The organism is Aminobacter sp. UC22_36, from assembly GCF_044056035.1.
Lineage (GTDB): Bacteria > Pseudomonadota > Alphaproteobacteria > Rhizobiales > Rhizobiaceae > Aminobacter.
Map to the genome: position 1 here is coordinate 148,763 of NZ_CP171996.1, position 22,904 is coordinate 171,666.

Here is a 22,904-nt window from a genome sequence, read left to right on the forward strand (position 1 = left end):
TTTTCGGCCTTACGCGCGTCCGTAGATCGCGGCGACCGTGCCGCTGGTCACCAGATTGGCCGGCGAGGCAAGCTGCGCGATCGATGCCGCCGCCGCTTCAAGGCTGACCCACTTGGCGAAATCCGCCTTGGGCATGTCGTTGCGGTTGGCCTTGGTGTCGAGTGTCGACGGGGCCACCGCATTGACCAGGATGTCGGCGTTCTTTAGCTCCTCGGCCAGGGCCACGGTCAACGCCGCAACGGCGGCCTTGCTCACGGCATAGGCGGCCATGCCGCCACCCTTGCGCGGCTCGATGCCGGCTCGAGCCGAAACATTGACGATGCGGCCGCCGGCCTTGCCGGCAAGCATCGCGCGCGCCGCCGCGCGGCAGCAAAGAAAGGCGGTCTTGGCGTTGATGTCCATCATCTGGCCAAACTGGTCGGGATCGACAGTCCCGATCGACCCCATGTCGAAGCCGCCAGCACAATGGATCGAGGCCCACAGGCCGGGAATGGTATCGTAGAAGGCGTCGACCGCCTTGGCGTCGGTCAGGTCGACGCCGATGGTGACATGCACCCGGTCGTGCCCCGAGAATTCGAAACCTTCCGGCACCGTCTTCCGGCCGATCGGCAAATGGCAAATGGCGCCTTCGCCAAGCAGATGCCTGGCGACGGCCGCGCCGAGCGCACCGTTTGCGCCTGATACAACGACGTGCCGGCCTTCGAAACTCTTGGTCATGCTCAACTCCCCGGAGCGGGCGCCCGGCTGAAGCCGGACTGCCACTCCATCTCTTTGTTGCGGTCGCATTTGTGCAACGCCAGGTGAGTCCACCTGGCTGCAAAATGCTCTGGCCGCGACGCGCGGCCTATTTGACGGTGAGTTCTATCAGACAGGGTTTTCCCGTCGAGCGCGCTTTCTTCAATGCGTCGCCGAGCGCGCCGATGTCAGGCAGACGCTCGGCGGCAAGTCCATAGGCCTGTGCGACCAGCATGAAGTCCGGCGGCGCCGGCGACACGCCGACAGGCTCGACGCCGGCGTCGAGCATCGATGTCTCGATCTCGCGATAGCCGCGGTTGTTCCAGACGACGAAGATGACCGGCGCTGCCGCATCGAGCGCCGCACCGAGTTCGGGCAGGGTGAACTGGAAGCCGCCATCGCCGCTGAGGCAGACGACAGTCGCATCCGGCATGGCCAATGCCGCGCCGATCGCCGCCGGCGGGCCGAAGCCGAGCGCGCCGTAACCGGTCGCCGCATTGAACCAGCCGCCAGGCCTGTCGTGGTCGTAGTAGAGATTGGCGGCGTAGACCGGCTGTGTGGAATCGCCGACGATGATCGCGCCGGGCAAGGCATCACGAATCGCCTCGACCACCCTCACCTGAGCCTGCATTGCCGAGCCGATTTCTTCCCACGCAGATTCCCGCGTCGCCCTGGCCCGCGCCGCGCCTCTTGATGCCGAGGCTGCATGGCCCAAGGCAGCCTTCAAGCGTGCAAGCGCCGCGCCGGCATCAGAGCGGATCGAAACCGTTGTCGGACGTCTCTCCAGCTGTGTCGCGTCGATGTCGATGCGGATGAGCTTGTTCGGCATCACGAGACCACCATCGCCATACATGTCGTAGTCGGTGGGCCCGAACTCGGTGCCGGCGGCGATAACCAGATCGGCGTCGGCCATCAGCGCCCTGACCGCCTTGAGGCTCGGGCTCGCCGGCACGTTGAGCGGGTGGCGATACATCAGACCGCGACCGTTGGCGGTGGTCACCACTGGCGCATTGAGCGCTTCGGCCAGGGCCTGCAGCTCCGCTTCGGCCCGTTTCGCGCCGCCGCCAGCCAGGATCAACGGGCGGCGTGCCGTGGCAATCAGCGTCATCGCCTCGGCTATCGCTCTTTCGTCCGGCACTTCCGCAATCGCACGTTTGGGCAGCGGCATGATGGCATCAGCGGGCAGCGGCATGACGTCGAGCGGGATCTCGATATGCACCGGCCCGGGTCGGGCCGTGGCGAAAATCTCGAAAGCCTCTGAGATCGCTCCCGGCAGCTCCGCAGTCTCGGTCACCCGCCGCGATGACAGCGCCACCTTGTGCATCATGCCCAGCTGGTCGGGCAGCTCGTGCAGATAGCCAAGCCCCTTGCCGAGCGTGGCACGGGCATTGACGCCCGATATGACAAGCATCGGCACGGAATCGGCGCGCGCCTGCGCCATCGCGGTAATGGTGTTGGTCAACCCCGGTCCGGTGATGACAAAGGCAACGCCCGGACGACCCGAGGCGCGGGCGTAGCCGTCGGCCATGAAGCCGGCACCCTGTTCGTGGCGCGGGGTGACGTGGCGGATGTTCGAGCGCGCCAGCCCGCGATAAAGCTCGATCGTGTGCACGCCGGGAATGCCGAACACCGTGTCGACGCCATAGGCTTCCAGCAAGTCGATGAGCGCTTCACCGATCGTCGTCATGGCGTTTCTCCTTGGCGCAGTTTCAGGCCCAGCATCGCCTCGACCGAGCCGATGCCGATCTCGGCCAGTTCGCCTGCCGCGAACATGTCGCCGGCGAGGCAGCCTTCGACCCACAGCCCGTCGATGATCGCGTTGATGGCGATGGCATGCCGGCGCAATTCGCCTGCGCTGGCCAGTTGGCCGGCGTCGGCCAGCACCTCGGCGACCAGCGTCTCGACCTCGTCGCGGAAACCGAGATAGCCGGCCCTGTGCGCCACGCCCAGGGCCGGGTCGGAGCCTGCCCGACCGATGAAGCTCGCCCAGATGGAGAAGGTCCTGACGTCGATGACCGGCGGCAACAGACTGGCGGCGACGAAGGCGGCCAGTTTCAGCCTCGGTCCTTCCTCGACGGTCGCGAGCGCGATCTTGGCAAGCTCCGTCATGCGCCCCATGATCGTCACGTAGGCCGCCTGCAGCAGCTCTTCCTTACCTGGGAAATAGTGCCGGATCAGGCCTGCGGTGACACCGGCGCGCAGCGCGATCGCCCTGACGGTTGCACCCTGCAGCCCGTTTTCGGCGACGCAATCCAGCGTCGCTTCGATCAGGTCCTGCCGCCGGCGCTCCTCGCCCTCGCGGCGGAATTTTCTCCGCGCAGCGACTGCCATGCCCACCTTCGCATCTTGAGAAAAAATCGCCGAAGCCGGCCGCTGGCAATATTTATACACTTGCATAACAACGTCGCAAGTGCCGTAATGGGCACATAAGAAGCGGGACTTGGTGCCGTTGACGCCGCAAGGCAGATGGGTCCATCCTCACCGCCCAGGGGAACATCGCGACGCGACCATGAGCAGCCGATTGCCAGCTGACGGGAAAACGTTCAAACGCCGAGGCCGTCGCTGATGGCTGCGGTCGATGCAGCCCATCACCCTGCCCCGACCGACGGCGTAGCCGCCGAAGCCATCCATGTCGAGAACCTGCACAAGAAGTTCGGCCAGCTGCATGTGCTGAAGGGCGTGTCGCTGTCGGCGCGCGACGGCGAGGTGGTGGCAATCATCGGCGGCTCGGGCTCGGGCAAGTCGACGCTTCTGCGCTGCATCAACTGCCTGGAGAACCCGACCAGCGGCATCATCCGGGTCAATGGCGAGCAGATCCGTCTCAAGCCCAACGGCTTTGGCGACAGCATTCCCGCCGACCGCCGCCAGATCGAGCGTATCCGCTCGCGGCTCGGCATGGTGTTCCAGAGCTTCAACCTGTGGAGCCACATGACGCTTCTGGAAAACGTCATCGAGGTGCCGGTGCACGTGCTGGGCATCAAGCGCACTGAAGCCATCGTCGAGGCCGAGAAATTGCTGGCCCGCGTCGGCCTAGCCGAGAAACGCGACGTCTACCCGGCCTATCTCTCCGGCGGCCAGCAGCAGCGCGCGGCGATCGCGCGCGCGCTCGCCGTCCAGCCACGCGTCATGCTGTTCGACGAGCCGACCTCGGCGCTCGATCCCGAGCTCGTCGGCGAGGTGCTCAAGGTCATCGGCGACCTCGCCCGCGAGGGCCGCACCATGGTGCTGGTCACCCACGAGATGAAGTTCGCGCGCGAGGTGGCGACGCATGTGATCTATCTCTGGAACGGTGTGGTCGAGGAGGAAGGGCCGCCCGAACAGATTTTCGGCGCGCCGAAATCGGAACGCCTCAAGCAATTCATCCGCAGCATCGGCTAGCCAAGTCCGGGAAACAGCATCAGCGGACGAAATCACGGGAACAACAAGACAACGAAAACGGGAGAGACAGCATGAAAGCACTGCTTGCAACCGCGGCCCTGGCCCTGGTCCTTGGTTTGAGCGTCGGAAGCGCCGGCGCCCAGGCGATCAAGGTCGGCATGGCGCCGGAGCCCTATCCGCCCTTCGCCTCGCCCGATGCCTCCGGAAAATGGAGCGGTTGGGAAATGGACATGATCGAGGCACTCTGCGCCGAGGCGAAGCTTCAGTGCGAGGTCACCATGACCGCCTGGGACGGCCTCATCCCGGCGCTCAACTCCAAGAAGATCGACGCCATCATCAATTCGATGTCGATCACCGACGAACGCAAGAAGTCGATCGATTTCTCCGACAAATACTACAACACGCCGGCCGGCATCATCGGCTCCAAGGATGCCAAGTTCGAAGCCACGCCGGAAGGGCTGAAGGGCAAGATCATCGGCGTCCAGGTGTCGACAGTGCACGAGGCCTACGCCAAGAAACACTTCGCCGACGTGGCCTCCGAGATCAAGATCTACCAGACCCAGGACGAGGCCCAGGCGGACCTCGCCGCCGGCCGCGTCGACGCGGTGCAGGCGGACTCGCTTTCGCTGGCGACATTCCTCGCCACCGATGCCGGCAAGGCTTGCTGCGACATGAAGGGCGACGTCGCCGAGGACGTCGAGATCCTCGGACCGGGCGTCGGCGTCGGCCTGCGCCAGGGCGACACCGAGCTGAAGGACAAGTTCAACGCCGCCATCAAGTCGCTGCGCGACAGCGGCAAATATGCCGAGATCGCCAAGAAATATTTCGACTTCGACATCTACGGCAAGTGAGGGGCGCAGGTCCAGCCTCGCACCCGAACTGGATCGGGCGCGACGCCGACGTGAGGTGCAGCGCCGGGGACCTCCCTCCCCCTTGTGGGGAGGGATAGAGGGTGGGGGTCTCTTGGCGATGTCCCACCAAAGTTCCCGTTCCGGCAACTTTCGCGTCTGGCGTTACCCCCACCCCTAACCCCTCCCCACAAGGGGGAGAGGAACTCCGTTCACCTCAGCATTCCAAAGGACACCAGCCATCGAGCACCTGCTGAACCCGCTGCTGCAGACAAGCGCTGTCGAATTGCTTGCGATCTCGCCGCCCGGCTGGGGCGCCAACCTGTTGCGCGGGCTCGCCAATTCGATCCAGATCGCACTGGGCGCCTTCAGCCTCGGTCTCCTCATCGGCATATCAGGCGCCTGGGGCAAGCTCTACGGCAGCCCGATCGTGCGCGACCTGATGGAGGTCTACACCACCGTCGTGCGCGCCGTGCCCGAACTGGTGCTGATCCTGCTGCTCTATTATGCCGGCACCGACCTCATCAACCGGGCGCTCGACAGCTTCGGCTACGCCCCCGTTGACATATCGGGGCTTGCCGCCGGCATCGGCGTGCTCGGCATCGTTCAGGGCGCCTACGCCACCGAAGTCATTCGCGGCGCCATCCTGGCCATACCGCAGGGCCAGATCGAGGCGGCGCGTGCCTATGGCATGCCGCCTGGCAAGATGCTTCGCCGCATCACGCTGCCGGCGATGCTGCCCTTCGCCATTCCCGGCCTTGCCAATCTCTGGCTCATCGCCACCAAGGACACCGCGTTGCTGGCCGTCGTCGGCTTCAACGAGCTGACCCAGGAGACGCGCCAGGCCGGTGCCACCACCAAGGCCTACTTCACCTTCTTCGTCGCCGCCGGCGTGCTCTACCTGCTGCTGACGCTGTTCTCCAACGTCATCATCGGCCGCATCGAGCGTTGGGCGCGGCGCGGCATGCCGCCCGTCGCGGAGACCGGCCGATGAGCGCCGCTACGCCCGCCACGACGGTGTCCGCCATCCGCTCCGAGTGGCTGCAGCCGCATCGCATCGTCTTGATCGCCATCGCCGCGGCACTCGTGCTTTCGGCTGCCCTGTTCATGCGCTGGGAGTGGCTGCCCAGATATTACGATCTGGCACTGCTCGGCATCTGGCGCACCATCTGGATCCTCGTCGTCACCGTGACACTCGGCTTCATGCTCGCCGTACCGCTCGGGCTTGCCCAGGCCGCCGGCCCGTTCTGGCTGGCCTGGCCGGCGAAAGCCTTCTGTACCATCATCCGCGGCACGCCGCTCTTGCTGCAACTCTGGCTGCTCTATTACGGCCTCGGCTCGCTGTTCCCGCAATATCCGTGGATCAGGCAATCCGAACTGTGGCCGATCCTCAGGCAGGCCTGGCCTTATGCCGTCGTGGCGCTGACCTTGTCTTATGCCGCCTATGAGGGCGAGGTGATGCGCGGCGCCTTTGCCGGCGTGCCAAGGGGTCAGCTGGAAGCCGCGCGTGCCTTCGGCATGAGCCCGTGGAAGCGTTTCCGCCGCATCTGGCTGCCGCAGGCGATCCATCGCGCCTTGCCGACGCTGGCAGGCGAGACCGTGCTGCAGCTCAAGGCAACGCCGCTTGTCGCCACCATCACCGTCATCGACATCTACTCCGTGGCGTCGCGCGTCCGCCAGGACACCTTCATTGTCTACGAGCCGCTGTTGCTGCTCGCCCTCATCTACCTGATCATCACCGGCATCCTCGTCTTCGGCTTCCGCAAGCTGGAGGCGAAGATTCCGTCCAGACTGGGATGAAGCCCATGCCGCAGACAAAGTCCGAGACCGTCACGCTCAGCCTCGACGAGGCACGCGCACTGTGCATATCAGCCGCCGTCGGCGCCGGCGCTTCCGAAGAAACGGCAACCTCCATCGCCGTTGCCGCGGTCGCCGCCGAAGCCGATGGCCAGGCCAGCGTCGGGCTGTCGCACTATGTCGACTATCTCGAAGCACTCGAGGCCGGGCGCATCGACGGCAAGGCCGAGCCCATCGTCACCCGCCCGGCGCTGGCGATTTACCTGTCCGACGGACAGGGCGGTGCTGCCCACACCGGCTTCGACCGCAACTTCCAAGACATCGCCAAGGCAGCGCGGCTGTTCGGCGTCACTGTCTTTTCGCAGAAGAATGCCTACACCTGCGGGTCGCTCGGCTATTTCACCGGCCGTCTGGCCGAGGCTGGCCTTGTCGCGCTCGCCGCCACCAACGGCCCCGCGCTCGTCGCCGGCTCCGGTTCGACCAAACCGGTCTATTGCACCAATCCAATCTCGCTTGCCGCGCCCGCCGCAGACGGTCCGCCACTGGTCATTGACCAGTCGTCGAGCGCCACCGCCTTCGTCAATGTCCGCAAGGCGGCCGAAGCCGGCGAGGCCATCCCCGAGGGCTGGGCGCTTGACGCCAAGGGCAAGCCGACCACGGACGCCAAGAAGGCGATGAAGGGCGTGCTGCTCGCCTTCGGCGGCGCGCGCGGTGCCAATGTCGCGCTGATGGTCGAGGTGCTTGCCGCCGGTGTCTCCGGCGCCAACTGGTCGGTCGACGCGCCGTCGATATCGGACGGTCACCGGACACCGGGCACCGGGCTGTTCATCGTCGCCCTCGATCCCAAGCTGTTCGATCCCGGCTTCGAAACCCGCATGCGCGAACAGCTCGACCGGTTGTCGGATCAGTATCACGTCCACATCCCCGGCCCTGCCAAGGCCGCCGCCCGCGCTCGTTCGGAGATGGAGGGCATCGTTGTCCCTGCGGCCCTTCACGCCCGCATCTCCGGGTTTGCCGCGCGGCAGGCAGACTGACCAGGGAGCGTTTTCGGCCCCGGTTCAGAACATCGGGACCAGCAAGCCTGGACCGCGGCGCGGTTTCAACGTCACGGCATGGATCCCCGGGATATGCGCTCTCGCTACGCTCGCGCTCCGACCCGCGGATGACGAGTAGATAGAAGTTACCGGCCAATCGCCAATGTCTCCGATTGGCGGGACCGTCCCCTGACTGGCGAGAACGTCCCCTCCGGCCGTCATCCTCGTGCCCGTAGCGGCGCCAGCCGCGGAGGGGGATCCATGCCGCGACATTCATAAGATCAATGACGCTCCAGAACCACCGTACGAACCCCTACGAAAATAATTCGAACCCCCTTTGAACCTTTCACGCTGACGCTGCGACCAAGTCATGTCCAGGGCGAGGTGAGCTCGTCCGATCAACACCGGGGGGAACCCAAACCGAAAGATCGTTCCGACGCGGAAACTGCTGGTTTTCGCGACCCCGAAACGCAACTCGAAAAGGGAAATGACCATGAAGACCAAGATCACCATCCTGACCGCCATTCTGCTGCTTGCCGGCGCCATCGGCAGCGCCAATGCCGCCAACTTCTCGGCCGGCCCGAGCGGCGGCGACCGTCCGTCGGGTCCGAGCGACATCGCCGACGCGCCCGGTGGCAGCGGCCCCTCGGGCCCCGGCGATTTCTCAGATGCGCCTGACAACGACAAGCCGTCCGGTCCGAGCGGCAAGGTTTCGTCGGGCAATGGCGGCGCGACGGAAGACAAGTACTGCAAGAACGGCTCGAGCAAGTTCCCGGATTGCAACACCAAGTTCATCCAGGACTGCAAGGCCGCAGGTGGCAACATGTCGGGCCAGCAGGGTTGGGGTGGCAAGACCTGTCGGGAACCCTCCTGACGCCTTGGGCATGATCCCGAAAGGCTGAACCGGCGGAATCATTGCCCCAGCACGACGGCGACGGCCTGGCTGGGGCGTCGGTCGCCCGCATCGCTGCCATCCGGAAAACCCCGCCTTGCGCGGGGTTTTCTGCGTTCGCAGGTGAAAGATCCACATATGAAAAAGCCCCGCGCACTGGCGGGGCTTTGCGCGGGCGATCAGCCCGCGGCGCGTTGCCAAAGACGGTTCAGTGGCGCGAAAGCCAGCCGTCGATATCCTTTTCGGCCTCTTCCTGCGCCTTGCCGTAACGGGCCTGGAGCCGGCCTGCGAGTTCAGTGCGCTTGCCCTTGATGACATCGAGATCGTCGTCGGTCAGCTTGCCCCACTGGGCCTGCACCTTGCCCTTGAACTGCTCCCAATTGCCTTCGATCTGGTTCCAATTCATTGCTTTTCTCCTTTCGGGAATGGGCACGACAGGAACGCCGCACTGGGGGATGAACGCCTGCACGCCGGTCAGGTTCCGACATTTTTAAAAGTTGACTTTGTTAATCATCTTTATATCAATCCTTGTTGACTTGACCGTGACCCAGGCTTCGCGGCGTTGGTGCATTGCAATATTTTCAATCGTGCATAGCCCCGCAAAACGGAGACATGTCCTTGACCCTGACGACCGAAACTTCCGGCCGCCGACTTTTCATTCCCGCGCTTCGCGGCCTTTATTCGAACCTGCATGAATCAGCCGAAACCATCCTGCGCATTGTCGCCGGCGGCGCCCTTGTCATTCACGGCCTCGGCAAGATCTCCGACCCGTTCGGTGCTGCCGAAATGGTCGAAGGCCTCGGCTTCTACCCCGGCGCCTTCTGGTCGCTGCTTTTGTCCTGCACCGAGTTCTTCGGCGGCATCCTGATCACCATCGGCCTGTTCACGCGGCCGGCAGCCTTCGCCGCCATGTTCGTGCTGCTGGTCACCGTCTGGTTCCACTGGATCACCATGGGCCAAGGCTATCAGGGCGCCGAGAAGTCGATCATCTGGGCAGCGATCTTCCTGTTCTTCGCCCTGCGCGGCGGCAACCGCCACTCGGTCGACGCGCGCCTCGGCCGCGAGTTCTAGTTTGTGACCGCATGATCGTTTCCGGAAACAGGATTCCGCTTTTCGCGATCATGTTCTGAACCCTGCCTCCCAAGGCAAGCCGCATGCCCGCGCCAGATCGGCGCGGGCCGCTCCGTGCAGTCGCTCGATGATTGCCTTTTTCGCGAAACGGGCTAAGAAACGCTACATCTTCTGCCCCTTTTGGCGACCGGAGCCAGCGATGACTGAAATTCTGCAGACCCCGCAACTCGTGACCGTTTTCGGCGGGTCCGGCTTCCTTGGCCGCCATGTCGTGCGGGCGCTGGCCAAGCGCGGGTATCTGGTGCGCGTCGCCTGCCGCCGGCCCGACCTCGCCTTCCACCTGCAGCCGCTCGGCAATGTCGGCCAGATCCAGCCGGTACAGGCCAATCTGCGCGTGCGCTGGTCGGTCGACCGCGCCGTCCAGGGCGCATCGCATGTCATCAACCTCGTCGGCATTCTGCATGAAAGCGGCCGCCAGCGTTTCTCGACGGTGCAGGAATTTGGTGCCCGCGCCGTCGCCGAGGCCGCCCGTTCGGTCGGCGCGTCGCTGACCCATGTCTCGGCCCTCGGCGCCGATATCAATTCGCAGTCGCTCTACGCCCAGACCAAGGCGCGCGGCGAAAAGGCCGTGCTCGACACACTGCCAAACGCGGTGATCTATCGCCCGTCGATCGTCTTCGGTCCCGAGGACGGCTTCTTCAACCGCTTCGCCAACATGGCGCGTTTCTCGCCGGTGCTGCCGCTGATCGGCGGCGGCGAAACCCTGTTTCAGCCGATCTATGTCGGCGACGTCGCCGAGGCCATCGCGCGCGCCGTCGACGGCAAGGTCAAAGGCGGCTCGGTCTATGAGATCGGCGGCCCGCAGGTGCTGAGCTTCAAGCAGTGCATGGAACAGATGCTCGAGGTCATCGACCGCAAGCGCACGCTGGTGCCGGTGCCATGGTCGATCGCCAACCTGCAGGCCTCGATCCTTGGGCTGCTGCCCAACCCGCTGCTGACCAAGGATCAGGTCATGCTGCTACGCTCCGACAATGTCGTGTCCAAGGCAGCCCTGGACGAAGGCCGCACCATCGCAGCCGTCGGCATCGCGCCCAAGTCGACCGCATCGATCCTGCCGAGTTACCTCTGGCGCTACCGCGCCGCCGGCCAGTTTACACGCCGGACCGAAGCCTGACCGGCGAGGGTGCATGGACGCCCTCGTCTCGCTTCTGCCCCAAGGGCTCGATCCGCTCATCGGGGTTGTCCTCATCGTCGCCAGCGCCTTCACTTCGGCGCTGACCGCAGCCTTCGGCGTCGGCGGCGGCATTGCCATGCTGACCCTGATGGGGCTGTTCGTGCCGGTGTCGGCACTGATCCCCGTCCATGGCGCGGTCCAGCTCGGCTCCAACACCGGCCGCGCTTGGCACCAGCGCGCCAATGTGCGCATGGATGTCGCCGCACCCTTCATCGCCGGCAGCGTTGTCGGTGCCATCATCGGCGCCTTTGTCGTCATCCAGCTGCCCGATGCGCTGCTCAAGCTTGTGCTCGGCGCCTTCGTCATCGCCATCACCTGGGCCAAGATCCCCGGCATCGACAAACTGACCCGCACCGGACTTGCGATCGGCAGCGTCATCGTCGCGCTGGTCGGCATGCTTGTCGGCGCCACCGGGCCGCTGGTGTCGGTACTGTTCGCGCAGTTCTTCGCCAATGACCGCAAGGCGCTGGTCGCCACCCACGCCGCCGGTATGGTTGCCCAGCACGGGCTGAAGATCATCGTCTTCGGCCTCGCCGGCTTCGCCTTCTGGGACTGGCTGCCGCTGATCGGTGCGATGATCGTGTCGGGCTATCTCGGCACCGTCTACGGCACCAAGCTGCTCGAGCGCATGCCGGAAGAGAGCTTCCGCAAATGGTTCAAGATCGCCATCACCGTGCTGGCGCTGGACCTGCTGCGCAGGGGGCTGATGGGACTGGCATAAAAGGCGCGCATTCCCTTCTCCCAAAAGGGGAGAAGGGAACAACTCAGCCCCAGACCATCAACGCAATCAACCCGACGCCACCGACCAACAGGCGCCACCAGCCAAACAGCGCGTAGCCGTTGCGCGAGACGTAGTCGAGCAGGTGCCGCACGACAAACAGCGCGGTAACGAAGGCGGCGATGAAGCCGATGCCGATGACAGGCAGGTCGGCTGCCGAAAGGATGTCGCGGTTCTTGTAGAGGTCGTAGGCGAACGCCCCGACCATGGTTGGCATGGCGAGGAAAAACGAGAATTCGGCCGCGGCGCGCTTTTCCACGCCCATCAAAAGCGAGCCAACAATGGTCGCACCCGAGCGCGAGGTGCCGGGGATCATCGCCAGGCACTGGAACAGGCCGATCCGGAGATAGACCGACAGCGGGAAGCTGGTGACGTCGCCATAGCGCGGCTTGAGGTCGAGCTTGTCGAGGAACAAAAGCACCAGGCCGCCGAGGATCAGCATGATGCAGATCAGCCGCGGCGATTCGAACAGCACCGTCTTGATGAAGTCATGCGCCAAAGCGCCGATGATCGCCGCCGGCAGGAAGGCGATCAGGATGCCTGCGACGAAACGCTGCGTCTTGGGGTCGGAGGGCAAGGTGACCAGCATCTGCCACAGCTTGGTGGCGTAGACCGACAGGATCGCCAGGATCGCGCCGAGCTGGATCAGGATCTCGAAGGTCTTGCCGGTCGAGTTGAAACCAAGGAAATGCCCGGCGAGCAGGATATGGCCGGTCGATGAGACCGGGATGAATTCGGTCAGGCCCTCGAGCAGGCCGAGCAGCAGCGCATCGATGATTGTCTGGCTATCCATTTCCGTCCCCGCGATGTGGTTCATGCGCGATTGCTTGTCATGGGGCGGAACTCACCCTATAGGTCGGGTCGCCCGAGAGCCCGGCAAGCCGGGCCCAGAAGCTCTAGCGGCGCGGCAAGCGATTCGCCAGAGCGCCATCGATCACGAAATTTCGCAGGACCATGCTGACGCTTTTCCACCACCCGATGTTCGCCACATGCCGTTTCGTCCGTCTGGCGTTCGGCGAATATGGCGAGGAGCTGGCACTGATCGAGGAGAAGCCGTGGACGCGGCGCAAGGAGTTCCTGTCGCTCAATCCGGCCGGAACGCTGCCCGTCCTGCTCGCCGAAGGCGACGTGCCGATCGTCGGCGCGATGATCATCTCCGAATATATCGACGAGACCCGCGGCGTGCTGAAGCGCGAGCGCCGGCTGTTCGCAGAAGACCCGATGGAGCGCGCCGAGATCCGCCGCCTCACCGACTGGTACCTGACCAAGACCGAAAGCGAAGTGACCCGGCATCTGGTGCGCGAGCGCGTGCTCAAGCCACTGATGCCGGAAGCGGCCGGCGGCGGCTCGCCCGATTCGGCGGCGATCCGTGCAGCGCGGGCCAACATCCGCCAGCACATGAAATACACCAACTGGCTCGCCGGCACCCGCCATTGGCTCGCCGGCACCCGTATCACCTATGCTGACCTCGCCGCCGCCGCATCGCTTTCGGTGCTCGACTATCTCGGCGAAATCGACTGGCGCGAATATTCCTCGGCGCGCGAATGGTACACCCGGGTCAAGTCGCGTCCATCCTTCCGGCCCCTGCTCGCCGACCGCGTGCGCGGGCTCACCCCGGCATCGCATTATGCGGACCTCGATTTCTGAGAGCGCCTTGCGCCAGCTGATCGAGCGCGAAGCCAAACGCGCCGGCTTCGCCGCCGTCGCGGTCACACGCCCCAACGCCATCCCGCTCGCCCCCGCCCGTCTCGCCCAGTTCGTCGGCGAAGGCCTGCATGGCTCCATGTCCTGGATGGCCGAGACGTTGGAACGACGCAGCCAACCCTCAGCATTGTGGCCCGACGTGCGCTCGATCGTCGTGCTCGCCATGAACTATGGTCCCGACAGCGATCCGCGCGCGCTCCAGGCTCTGCCAGACCGCGCGGCGATCTCGGTCTATGCCCGCAACCGCGATTATCACGACGTCATGAAGGGCCGCCTGAAGGAGATTGCGGGCAAGATCGTCGCCCGCGCCGGCGGCGACGTGAAGGTGTTCGTCGATACCGCACCTGTCATGGAAAAGCCGCTGGCCGAGGCCGCCGGGCTCGGCTGGCAAGGCAAGCACACCAATCTGGTCAGCCGCGAGTTCGGCTCCTGGCTGTTCCTCGGCACCATTTTCACCACCGCCGAGCTTGAGCCCGACGCGGCCGAGGTCGACCATTGCGGCTCCTGCCGCGCCTGCCTCGACGCCTGCCCGACGGATGCCTTCCCGGCACCTTACAGGCTCGACGCGCGGCGCTGCATTTCCTATCTGACGATCGAGAACAAGGGGCCGATCCCGCTCGAATTCCGCCAAAAGATCGGCAACCGCATCTATGGCTGCGACGACTGCCTCGCCGCTTGCCCGTGGAACAAGTTCGCCCAGGTCGCATCGGAGGCCAAGCTCGCCGCCCGCGACGATTTGCGCGAGCCGGGCCTAGCCGCATTGCTGGCGCTCGACGACGCGACCTTCCGCACCTTTTTCTCCGGCTCGCCGGTCAAGCGCATCGGCCGCGACCGCTTTATCCGCAACGTGCTGATCGCATCGGGCAACTCCGCCGACACCACTTTGGTCGAGCCGTGCCAGGCCCTGCTCACCGATCCCTCGCCTTTGGTGCGGGGTGCCGCCATCTGGGCGTTGTCGCGGCTTGTTCCGCGCGAGACATTTTCGGCTCTTGCGCAACAAGCGCTGAAGGACGAAACCGAACAGGACGTGATCGCCGAATGGCAGCTCACGCAAGTCGAACCGGCGCGGACCCAGGCATGACCGAGCAGAACTTCTTCATCTTCGGCGCCGGCTATTCCGGCAAGGCCTTCGCCTGCATGCGCGAGCAAGGCGTTCGCATCGCCGGCACCACGCGCTCGCCGGAAAAGTTCGCTAGCCTCAAAGCCGTCGGCATCGAGCCCTTTGTCTTCGACGGACATCTCACCCCCGAAATCAGGGCGCAGCTGGCCGCGACCACCCATCTGGTCGTCTCCGCCGCGCCCGGCGACGATGGCGACCCGGTGCTGAACGCCGCGCATGAGACGATCGCGCACGCCATGCCTTTGTTGCGCTGGATCGGCTATCTCTCGACCGTCGGCGTCTATGGCGACCATGGCGGCGCCTGGATCGACGAGACAGCCACATGCCGGCCGAAACCGGGCCGCTCCTCGATGCGGCTCGACGCCGAGCAGGCATGGCATGAGCTTGGCGAACAGATCGGACGGCCGGTGGCGATCCTGCGCCTTTCAGGCATCTACGGCCCCGGCCGCAATGCCTTCGTCAATCTCGAAAACGGCAGCGCCAAGCGGCTGGTCAAGCAGGGCCAGGTGTTCAACCGCATCCATGTCCAAGACATCGCCGGCGCGCTGTGGTTCCTCGCCGAAGGCGACTATGGCGGGGTCTTCAACGTCACCGACGATGAGCCGGCGCCGCCGCAGGACGTGGTCGCTTACGCCGCCAGCCTCATGGGCGTCGAGGCACCGCCGGAAATTCCGTTCGAGACTGCCCAACTTTCGCCCATGGCGCGGTCCTTCTATGGCGAGAACAAGCGCGTCGCCAACACCGCGATCAAGGCGATCGGCTACGCGTTCCGCTTGCCCAACTATCGCGCGGCGCTGGACGGCATGTGGGCCGACGGCAGCTGGCGCGGCGAAGGACAAAGCGACATGCGCAGCCCGATCAGGCAAGGCTGAGCGGAGGCAGGGCATGATCCCTAACCGAAGGTTCGCGAAGCGAAAAATGGCAGCCGGTTTTCGGACTAGACCATGCTCCGACCAACAGAGAGCCCCATTCCGATTCAATCGGAATGGAACAGGCTCTGGACGAAATGACTGGGGTGAGGGCGCCGGAATTTACCCTTCGGTAACTGTGGCGGCCCAAGCTTGCTGAGAGGATCGGGTTCCATGACAGCATTTTTCAGCGGACTTCTGGGCAAGGCAGCGCGGCTCCTGATGGCCGCGGCGACACTGGGCCTCGTCGGCCTCGACATTCAGGCGGCCGGCGCTTCGGAGCTTGCCAAGGACTTGTTCGGCTCCAAGAAGCTGCCTGCCGCGACGGCTCCTGCTTCCTACGGTTTTTATTCCAAGGGCTGTTTCTCCGGCGGTGTCGCGATCGCCACCGACGGCCCGACATGGCAGGCGATGCGGCTGTCGCGCAACCGGCGCTGGGGTCATCCGAAAATGATCGCGCTGATCGAAAAGCTGTCGCGCGACGCCACCGCCGACGGCTGGCCTGGCCTGCTTGTCGGCGATATCTCGCAGCCGCGCGGCGGCCCGATGCTGACCGGCCACGCCTCGCACCAGATTGGCCTCGACGCCGACATCTGGCTGACGCCGATGCCTGACCACAAGCTTTCGCCGACCGAACGCGAGAACATGAGTGCGGTGTCGATGGTCAACGAAAAGACCCATCGCGTCATCGAAAAGCGCTGGACGCCGGAGCACGCACGGCTGCTCGAGCGCGCCGCAAGCTACCCCGAGGTCGAGCGCATCCTGGTCAATCCGGGCATCAAGAAAAAGCTCTGCGACACCGTCACCGGCGACCGCTCCTGGCTGCGCAAGGTCCGGCCGTTCTGGGGCCACGATTATCATTTCCATGTCCGCATCGGCTGCCAGGCCGGTTCGGTCGGCTGCAAGGAGCAGGATCCGACGCCACGCGGCGACGGCTGCGACAAGTCTTTGGCCTGGTGGTTCACCGAAGAGCCGTGGCGCCCGGCAACCGGACCGGCCAAGCCCAAGGCGCGTGACATCATGACGATGGCCAGCCTGCCCAAGGCATGCCAGGCGGTGCTCGATGCGCCCTCGCCGGCCTCCGAAGCAGCTGTCACCTACCGCGGCAAGGGCGCGCCGGCGGCGGTGGTTGCCGCCCCGGTTCCCGAGCCGGAAGTGGCGGACACGCCTGTCATCACTGACGCCGATGCCCCGGCCGCAGCGAACGCCTTCGCGCCCCGACCCTCGGTCGACATCCCGCTGCCGCGACCGCGCCCGACAAACAAATAAGTCGCCTCCTGGCGCGGACCGCCATGCTGACGACCCGGCGCTTCCAAAGCGAAGGAAATCGGTCTATGGATTTCAACCGATTTAGTTTGCCTGGATGAGCCGAGAGTGACACCAGCCTTGCGTCTCGCACTGATCGCCCATGACGAGAAGAAGGACGACATGGCCGCGTTCGCGGCCCACCATGTCGACTTCCTCATGACCTGCCATATCGTTGCCACCGGCACCACCGGCCAGCGTATTCTGGCCGCTTGCCCGGGCCTCAATCTGACGCCGCTGAAAAGCGGTCCGCTCGGCGGCGACCAGCAGATCGGCGCGCTGATCAGCGAGGGCAAGATCGACCTTTTGATTTTCTTCGTTGATCCGCTGACGCCGATGCCGCATGACGTCGATGTGAAGGCATTGATGCGGCTCGCCATCGTCTACGACATTCCCATGGCGTTGAATCGGGCGACAGCCGAGATCATGCTGGAAAACCAAGAGAACGGCTGAACGCCGACGTGGGGACGAATTCGGGCATGTCACATCCAAGCGACCAGGCGCAGGCTCTCCCCTTTCCAATCCTGATCGGCGACATCGGCGGCACCAATGCCCGCTTCGCCATCGTCGAAAGTGCCGACAAGGACGCCGGTGAGCCGCGCATCGTCCAGACCGCCAGCTACGCCACCATCGACGACGCCATCCTGGCGGTACTTGCCGGTTCCCCGGTGCGTCCGCGCTCGGCGGTGCTGGCTGTCGCCGGCCCAGTCGAGGGTGAGGAGATCGCGCTCACCAACTGCCCCTGGGTGGTTCGGCCGAAGCAGATGTTTTCGACGCTCGGCCTGGTCGACATCCTCGTGCTCAACGATTTCGAGGCTCAGGCGCTGGCTGTCGTGGCGCTCGGCGACGAGCACATGGAAAAGATCGGTGGCGGCGAAGCTGAGCAAGGCGCTGGCCGCGTCGTGCTCGGCCCTGGCACCGGCCTCGGCGTCGCCGGGCTGATCCATGCGCTTGGGCGCTGGATCCCGGTGCCTGGCGAAGGCGGCCACATGGACCTCGGGCCGCGCAGCGAGCGCGATTTCGAAGTGTTTCCGCATTTGGAGAAGCTCGAAGGCCGCATCTCGGGCGAGCAGATCCTGTGCGGGCGCGGGCTGGTCAACACCTACCGCGCCGTGGCCAAGGCCGATGGCAAGACACCCACCCTCACCCAGCCGGCTGAAGTCACCGCCGCAGCGCTTGCGGGCAGCGACGTGATTGCCGAAGAAGCGCTTTCGATCTTCGTCGCCTGCCTCGGCCGCACCGCCGGCGATCTGGCGCTGGTGTTCAAGAGCAAGGGCGGCGTCTTTCTGACCGGCGGCATCGCCCAGAAGATCGTACCGGCGCTCAAGAAGGGCGAATTCCGCGAAGCCTTCGAAGACAAGGCACCGCATCGCGAGCTGATGGCCTCGATGCCGGTCTATGTCATCACCCACCCGCTGGCTGCCCTTGCCGGGCTTGCGGCCTATGCCCGCAATCCGTCGCTGTTCGGCATCGAGACCGGCGATCGGCGCTGGCGCATCTGACCGCGGCAGCCGTGCGGCAAATGGCGGTTTCCCCTCGCAGCTTCATGCTTTATGAGAGGCGCAGTTTTCGCAGAGCGACAGGACTGCCTGTTTGACCATCGACCAGAACCAAACGCCGAAAGCCGCGCCAAGCGAGATTGTCGGCGTCCTCAAGCGGGTCGCCGCCGAGAATGGCCGCGACTATGTCTGGCATTATGCGCTCGCCGCTGCTTTCCTGCTTGCCATCGCCGGCACCACGGCCTTCACCGCCTGGATCATGCGCGATGTCGTCAACAAGATCTTCTACGAGCAGCGTTCCGACCTTATCGTCCTGATCTGCCTGTCGATCGTTGCAGCCTTCGTGGTGCGCGGCATCGCCACCTACGGTTCGGCCGTCGTGCTCGCCAAGGTCGGCAACAACCTCATCGCCCGCTACCAGCGCCGCATGTTCGACCACCTGATGAAGCTCGGCATGGACTTCTTCTCGGCCAAGCGCTCGTCCCAGTTGGTCGCGCAGCTCAGCCAGAACGTCAGCGGCGTGCGTGACCTGCTCAACATCCTTGTCACTTCGATCGCCCGCGACGCGATCTCGCTCATCGGGTTGGTGGCGGTGATGATCTACCAGGATCCGATGCTGTCGCTGATCGCCTTCCTGATCGGGCCACCCCTGGTGTTCGTCGTCAGCCACCTGATGCGCCGGCTTCGCCGCCTCAACCGCGAGGCCGTGCTGGTCAGTTCGCGGCTGTTCGGATCGATGCAGGAAGCGGTGCAAGGCATGGCCATCGTCAAGGCGTTCACCATGGAGGACCAGCTTGCTGGCCGCATGGGCGCCCTTGTCAGCGACGTCGAGGTACGCTCGAACAAGATCGCCCGGGTGTCCGAGCGCCTGTCGCCGATCTCCGACATGCTCGCCGGCTTCATCATCGCGGCAGTCATCGGCTACGCAGGCTACCGTGCGACAATGGCCGCGCAGCCGCCTGGTGCTGTCATTTCCTTCATCACCGCTCTCATCCTCGCCTACGACCCGGCGCGCCGGCTTGCGCGAACCCAGGTCGGCCTCGAGGCTGCGCTGGTCAACGCCCGCATGCTCTACGAGGTTCTCGACACCGAACCGCGCCAGGAAGACACCACCGACGCCGCAGAAATCCGGGTCGGCAAAGGCGACATCCGTTTCAACGACGTGTCCTTTGCCTACGGCCCCGACGTGCCGGTGCTGCGTGGCCTCAGCTTCACCGCCGCTGGCGGCAAGACCACTGCCATCGTCGGCGCTTCGGGGGCCGGCAAGTCGACACTGATCGCGCTGCTGCAGCGCTTCTACGACGTCGACGGCGGACGCATCGAGATCGACGGCCAGAACATTGCCGAAGTGACCAAGCGCTCGCTGCGCCAGAACATCGCTTATGTCTCGCAGCATCCCTATCTGTTCGAGGGCACGATCGCCGACAATATCCGCTACGGCCGCGTCGATGCCACTGACCAAGACATCCGCGAGGCAGCGCAACAGGCCTTCGCCGACGAGTTCATTCGTGAGCAACCGCAAGGCTACGACACGCCTGTCGGCGAGAGTGGCTCGACCCTTTCCGGCGGTCAGCGCCAGCGCGTCTCCATCGCCCGTGCGCTGGTGCGCAACGCGCCGATCCTGCTGCTCGACGAGGCGACCTCGGCGCTCGACAACGAGTCCGAGGCGCGCGTGCAGGCAGCCCTTGCCGGTGCCAGCAGGGGCCGTACAACCATCGTCATCGCGCACCGCCTGTCGACTGTCGTCAATGCCGACCATATCGTCGTGCTCGACGACGGCCGGCTTATCGAGGAAGGCACACATGCCGGGTTGCTGGCCGATGCGAACAGCGTCTATGCCCGCTTCCACAATCTGCACGATGAAGCGGCACTTGGACTGGTGGACGATACCGACGAGACTGCAATAGTAGGGTAGCGGCACGCGTGCTGCCTCAGGGAGCTTGAAAATGAGCGAGATGGGTCTTGTGGTGGTCGGTGCCGCCGGGCGGATGGGTCAGGTGCTGTTGCGCACCGTCCACACCATGGAGGGCGTGCGCGTCGTCGGCGCCATCGAACGGACTGGTTCGCCGCATCTCGGCAAGGACGCCGGCGAACTCGCCGGTGTCGGCATCATCAATGTCGAGATCTCGGACGACCCGCTGTCAGCCTTCGCCAAGGCCGACGGCGTGCTCGATTTCACCGTGCCGGCCGCGACCGTCGAATTCGCCGGCTATGCCGCCCAGGCGCGCATCGCCCATGTCATCGGCACGACCGGCTGCTCAGCCGAGGACGACGCCAGGATCGCCGCTGCCGCGCGCCACGCCACCATCGTCAAGTCGGGCAATATGAGCCTCGGCGTCAACCTGCTGTCGGTGCTGGTCGAAAAGGCAGCGCAAGCGCTCGGCCCCGACGATTTCGACATCGAGATCGTGGAAATGCACCATCGCCACAAGGTCGACGCGCCTTCGGGCACGGCCCTTCTGCTCGGCGAAGCCGCTGCCGAGGGCCGCAAGATCGGACTGGCCGAGAACAGCGTGCGCGTGCGCGACGGCCACACTGGCGTGCGCGAGGCAGGCACCATCGGCTTTGCCGCGCTGCGCGGCGGCTCCGTCGTCGGCGAGCACTCGGTCATTCTCGCCGGCACCGGCGAACGCATCGTCATGTCGCACCTGGCCGAGGACCGCACCATCTTCGCCCGCGGCGCCGTCAAGGCAGCCTTGTGGGCGCATGGCCGCAAGCCCGGCCTCTATTCGATGCGCGACGTGCTCGGCCTCTGATCAACCGAATCCAGCCTCATCATCTCAATCTCAAGGGAGCGAAAATGTCCGGTACTCTCGTGCTCGTCCGTCACGGCCAGAGCGAATGGAACCTCAAGAACCTGTTCACGGGCTGGCGCGACGTCGACCTGACCGAGCAGGGCACCGCCGAAGCCAAGGCCGCCGGCCAGAAGCTCAAGGCGCGCGGCCTGAAGTTCGACATCGCCTTCACCTCGGCGCTGATGCGCGCCCAGAAGACCTGCCAGCACATCCTCGACGCCACCGGCCAGAGCGATCTCAAGACAATCCGCAACCAGGCACTCAACGAACGTGACTATGGCGACCTCAATGGCCTCAACAAGGACGACGCCCGCGCCAAGTGGGGCGAGGAGCAGGTCCATGTCTGGCGCCGTTCCTACGACACCCCGCCGCCCGGCGGCGAGAGCCTGAAGGACACCGGCGCGCGCGTCTGGCCCTACTACATGCACGACATGCAGCCGCACGTGCTGTCGGGCGGCACCGTGCTGGTGGCAGCGCACGGCAATTCGCTGCGCGCGCTGATCATGGCGCTCGAAGGCATTTCGGGTCCAGACATCGTCAAGCTGGAACTCGGGACCGGCGTGCCGATCGTCTACAAGCTCAACGCCGATTCGACCGTCGCTTCCAAGGAAGTACTGGCCTGAGCCACTGCAGCGCCACGCGTCCAATGGGACGCGCAAAGGACGCTGTGGCACTTTGAATGCTGTGCATGATCCCCAGCGAAAAATCGATTCCGATTTTCGGGCCATGCATTTGGGAGCCGTGCAGCGCGGCTCCCCTTCGCCGGCTTCGAAAGCCTGTCGGCCCCTACGTCAGGCTCTGTGCCTGATTGCGACATTTCCGGCCTGTCACAGCATTCGTCGGCAAAAGCTGAAAAAGCGCGTTGACACAGTCGCTTCGCCCGCTTACATCAGCCCGCACCAGCCCAGATGGCGGAATTGGTAGACGCGCACGGTTCAGGTCCGTGTGCCGCGAGGCGTGGAGGTTCGAGTCCTCTTCTGGGCACCAGTTTCCTGTTTCAGACAGCTCCTTGCTGTCGAGAAGCACTCAAAGAAGCCCGGTTCGCCGGGCTTCTTTGTTGCCCGGATTTTGGCATCGTCCGGCGCCGCGCTGGCGCCATCGGCCCAGTGTCACGGCCTGAATCGGCATCCCGTCCAAGGCATTGGCGCGCCACGAGCGTCAGCCGCCCATCCTCACCATCACCGCAGCCGGCACCCTCGATGATCGCTCAAACGGTCAGCTTCCCGCTGACCCATGGTCGATGTTAATATCAGGTTGTACTAATATTATTGCACAACCTTGTTGAGGAGCATGCCGATGCTGCGCTTTGCCCTTTTCGCCGCTACACTGGCCCTTGCCGCCGGTACTGCAGCCAGGGCCGAAGACAAACCGCAGGTAGCCCCGACCGTGATCGAGGGCGTAACCGTCGCGGAGTTCGAGGCCATCATGATCAAGGCCGGATACCAGGCCAAGGTCGGGGTCGACAGCGACAACCTGCCGGTCATCGATTCCAAGGCCTCCGGCATGAATTTCTGGGTCTATCTCTACAATTGCGAGGGCAGCGAACCGCAGAAATGCCGGCGCGTGCAGTTCCAGAGCAGCTTCAAGACTGACAAGAAGATGCAGGACAAGGCGCTGGAGTGGAACAACAAGAAGGTTGCCGGCCGCGCCGCCAACGACAAGGAGAATACCTATTTCGACTATCTGGTCGATTGCGGCGGCGGCGTCTCGGCCAGCAACCTGTCGCAGAACCTAGAGCGCTTCGACACACTGATGGCCGAGTTCACCACCTACATAGGCTGGCGCTGAACAGCGTGGCCCTCTTGC

The 22,904-nt window shown here is 64.8% G+C and carries 24 protein-coding genes and 1 tRNA gene; 20 read left to right on the forward strand and 5 right to left on the reverse strand.

The annotated features are described in order from the left end of the window. Positions 1-9: 9 nt before the first annotated feature. The 3 genes from ACHMW7_RS03630 to ACHMW7_RS03640 all read right to left on the reverse strand — a co-directional run bounded on the left by ACHMW7_RS03630 (position 10) and on the right by ACHMW7_RS03640 (position 3,066). Complete coding sequence (locus ACHMW7_RS03630; RefSeq protein WP_395449011.1) at positions 10-717, reverse strand: SDR family NAD(P)-dependent oxidoreductase; 708 nt, start codon at positions 715-717, stop codon at positions 10-12. Between the two features lie 127 nt (positions 718-844). Beyond that, the gene (locus tag ACHMW7_RS03635; RefSeq protein ID WP_395449012.1) at positions 845-2,422 is read right to left on the reverse strand and encodes a 5-guanidino-2-oxopentanoate decarboxylase; all 1,578 of its coding nucleotides are present in this window, start codon (positions 2,420-2,422) and stop codon (positions 845-847) included. Further along, on the reverse strand, positions 2,419-3,066 hold the full coding sequence (locus ACHMW7_RS03640) for a TetR family transcriptional regulator C-terminal domain-containing protein (protein ID WP_395449013.1): 648 nt from the start codon (positions 3,064-3,066) through the stop codon (positions 2,419-2,421). Before ACHMW7_RS03640 ends, ACHMW7_RS03635 begins: the two co-directional genes overlap by 4 nt. Before the next feature lie 234 nt (positions 3,067-3,300). Here ACHMW7_RS03640 and ACHMW7_RS03645 point away from each other — a divergent pair, with 234 nt between their 5' ends. The 6 genes from ACHMW7_RS03645 to ACHMW7_RS03670 all read left to right on the forward strand — a co-directional run bounded on the left by ACHMW7_RS03645 (position 3,301) and on the right by ACHMW7_RS03670 (position 8,666). Continuing rightward, complete coding sequence (locus tag ACHMW7_RS03645) at positions 3,301-4,113, forward strand: ABC transporter ATP-binding protein (protein WP_395449014.1); 813 nt, start codon at positions 3,301-3,303, stop codon at positions 4,111-4,113. A gap of 71 nt (positions 4,114-4,184) precedes the next feature. After that, positions 4,185-4,964, forward strand: coding sequence for a transporter substrate-binding domain-containing protein (locus ACHMW7_RS03650; RefSeq protein WP_395449015.1), 780 nt, complete (start codon positions 4,185-4,187; stop codon positions 4,962-4,964). A gap of 283 nt (positions 4,965-5,247) precedes the next feature. Beyond that, the gene (locus ACHMW7_RS03655; RefSeq protein WP_395449016.1) at positions 5,248-5,955 is read left to right on the forward strand and encodes an ABC transporter permease; all 708 of its coding nucleotides are present in this window, start codon (positions 5,248-5,250) and stop codon (positions 5,953-5,955) included. After that, positions 5,952-6,761, forward strand: coding sequence for an ABC transporter permease (locus tag ACHMW7_RS03660; protein ID WP_395449017.1), 810 nt, complete (start codon positions 5,952-5,954; stop codon positions 6,759-6,761). The genes ACHMW7_RS03655 and ACHMW7_RS03660 overlap by 4 nt, the downstream gene beginning before the upstream one ends. Positions 6,762-6,766: 5 nt before the next feature. After that, the gene (locus ACHMW7_RS03665; protein ID WP_395449018.1) at positions 6,767-7,792 is read left to right on the forward strand and encodes an Ldh family oxidoreductase; all 1,026 of its coding nucleotides are present in this window, start codon (positions 6,767-6,769) and stop codon (positions 7,790-7,792) included. A gap of 493 nt (positions 7,793-8,285) precedes the next feature. Further along, positions 8,286-8,666 carry a hypothetical protein gene (locus ACHMW7_RS03670; protein ID WP_395449019.1) on the forward strand — a complete coding sequence of 127 codons (381 nt, stop codon included), beginning with the start codon at positions 8,286-8,288 and terminating at the stop codon, positions 8,664-8,666. Positions 8,667-8,892: 226 nt separating this feature from the next. Here ACHMW7_RS03670 and ACHMW7_RS03675 read toward each other — a convergent pair whose 3' ends face one another. Beyond that, the gene (locus ACHMW7_RS03675; protein WP_184768501.1) at positions 8,893-9,090 is read right to left on the reverse strand and encodes a CsbD family protein; all 198 of its coding nucleotides are present in this window, start codon (positions 9,088-9,090) and stop codon (positions 8,893-8,895) included. A 206-nt stretch (positions 9,091-9,296) separates the two neighbouring features. On the opposite strand from ACHMW7_RS03675, the gene ACHMW7_RS03680 reads away from it, so the two are divergent. The 3 genes from ACHMW7_RS03680 to ACHMW7_RS03690 all read left to right on the forward strand — a co-directional run bounded on the left by ACHMW7_RS03680 (position 9,297) and on the right by ACHMW7_RS03690 (position 11,710). Next, positions 9,297-9,755 carry a DoxX family protein gene (locus ACHMW7_RS03680; protein WP_395449020.1) on the forward strand — a complete coding sequence of 153 codons (459 nt, stop codon included), beginning with the start codon at positions 9,297-9,299 and terminating at the stop codon, positions 9,753-9,755. 199 nt (positions 9,756-9,954) lie between these two features. Beyond that, positions 9,955-10,929 (forward strand): complex I NDUFA9 subunit family protein, encoded by a 975-nt coding sequence (locus ACHMW7_RS03685; RefSeq protein WP_395449021.1) that lies wholly within the window; start codon positions 9,955-9,957, stop codon positions 10,927-10,929. Between the two features lie 13 nt (positions 10,930-10,942). Continuing rightward, complete coding sequence (locus ACHMW7_RS03690) at positions 10,943-11,710, forward strand: sulfite exporter TauE/SafE family protein (RefSeq protein WP_395449022.1); 768 nt, start codon at positions 10,943-10,945, stop codon at positions 11,708-11,710. 43 nt (positions 11,711-11,753) lie between these two features. On the opposite strand, the gene ACHMW7_RS03695 is transcribed toward ACHMW7_RS03690, so the two are convergent. Further along, on the reverse strand, positions 11,754-12,560 hold the full coding sequence (locus ACHMW7_RS03695) for an undecaprenyl-diphosphate phosphatase (RefSeq protein ID WP_395449023.1): 807 nt from the start codon (positions 12,558-12,560) through the stop codon (positions 11,754-11,756). 161 nt (positions 12,561-12,721) lie between these two features. Between ACHMW7_RS03695 and ACHMW7_RS03700 the strand changes: the two genes are divergently transcribed. The 11 genes from ACHMW7_RS03700 (at position 12,722) to ACHMW7_RS03750 (ending at position 22,886) form a co-directional block, all read left to right on the forward strand. Continuing rightward, the gene (locus ACHMW7_RS03700) at positions 12,722-13,414 is read left to right on the forward strand and encodes a glutathione S-transferase family protein (RefSeq protein ID WP_395449024.1); all 693 of its coding nucleotides are present in this window, start codon (positions 12,722-12,724) and stop codon (positions 13,412-13,414) included. Next, entirely contained in the window at positions 13,395-14,552 is a 1,158-nt protein-coding gene (gene queG, locus ACHMW7_RS03705; RefSeq protein WP_395449025.1) for a tRNA epoxyqueuosine(34) reductase QueG, read from the forward strand. Before ACHMW7_RS03700 ends, queG begins: the two co-directional genes overlap by 20 nt. Further along, positions 14,549-15,463: an SDR family oxidoreductase gene (locus ACHMW7_RS03710; protein WP_395449026.1), complete on the forward strand. Its 915-nt coding sequence runs from the start codon at positions 14,549-14,551 to the stop codon at positions 15,461-15,463. The genes queG and ACHMW7_RS03710 overlap by 4 nt, the downstream gene beginning before the upstream one ends. 210 nt (positions 15,464-15,673) lie before the next feature. Next, entirely contained in the window at positions 15,674-16,768 is a 1,095-nt protein-coding gene (mepA, locus tag ACHMW7_RS03715) for a penicillin-insensitive murein endopeptidase (protein WP_395449027.1), read from the forward strand. Between the two features lie 159 nt (positions 16,769-16,927). Continuing rightward, positions 16,928-17,257 carry a methylglyoxal synthase gene (locus ACHMW7_RS03720; protein WP_395451254.1) on the forward strand — a complete coding sequence of 110 codons (330 nt, stop codon included), beginning with the start codon at positions 16,928-16,930 and terminating at the stop codon, positions 17,255-17,257. Between the two features lie 26 nt (positions 17,258-17,283). Continuing rightward, on the forward strand, positions 17,284-18,306 hold the full coding sequence (locus ACHMW7_RS03725) for a glucokinase (protein ID WP_395449028.1): 1,023 nt from the start codon (positions 17,284-17,286) through the stop codon (positions 18,304-18,306). 91 nt (positions 18,307-18,397) lie between these two features. Beyond that, positions 18,398-20,218 (forward strand): ABC transporter ATP-binding protein, encoded by a 1,821-nt coding sequence (locus ACHMW7_RS03730; RefSeq protein ID WP_395449029.1) that lies wholly within the window; start codon positions 18,398-18,400, stop codon positions 20,216-20,218. Positions 20,219-20,249: 31 nt separating this feature from the next. Further along, complete coding sequence (gene dapB / locus ACHMW7_RS03735; protein ID WP_395449030.1) at positions 20,250-21,059, forward strand: 4-hydroxy-tetrahydrodipicolinate reductase; 810 nt, start codon at positions 20,250-20,252, stop codon at positions 21,057-21,059. 44 nt (positions 21,060-21,103) lie between these two features. After that, positions 21,104-21,721 carry a 2,3-bisphosphoglycerate-dependent phosphoglycerate mutase gene (locus tag ACHMW7_RS03740; RefSeq protein WP_395449031.1) on the forward strand — a complete coding sequence of 206 codons (618 nt, stop codon included), beginning with the start codon at positions 21,104-21,106 and terminating at the stop codon, positions 21,719-21,721. Positions 21,722-22,000: 279 nt separating this feature from the next. Further along, positions 22,001-22,085 (forward strand) — tRNA-Leu (locus tag ACHMW7_RS03745). A 309-nt stretch (positions 22,086-22,394) separates the two neighbouring features. After that, positions 22,395-22,886: a YbjN domain-containing protein gene (locus tag ACHMW7_RS03750; protein WP_395449032.1), complete on the forward strand. Its 492-nt coding sequence runs from the start codon at positions 22,395-22,397 to the stop codon at positions 22,884-22,886. The last annotated feature ends 18 nt before the right edge of the window (positions 22,887-22,904 follow it).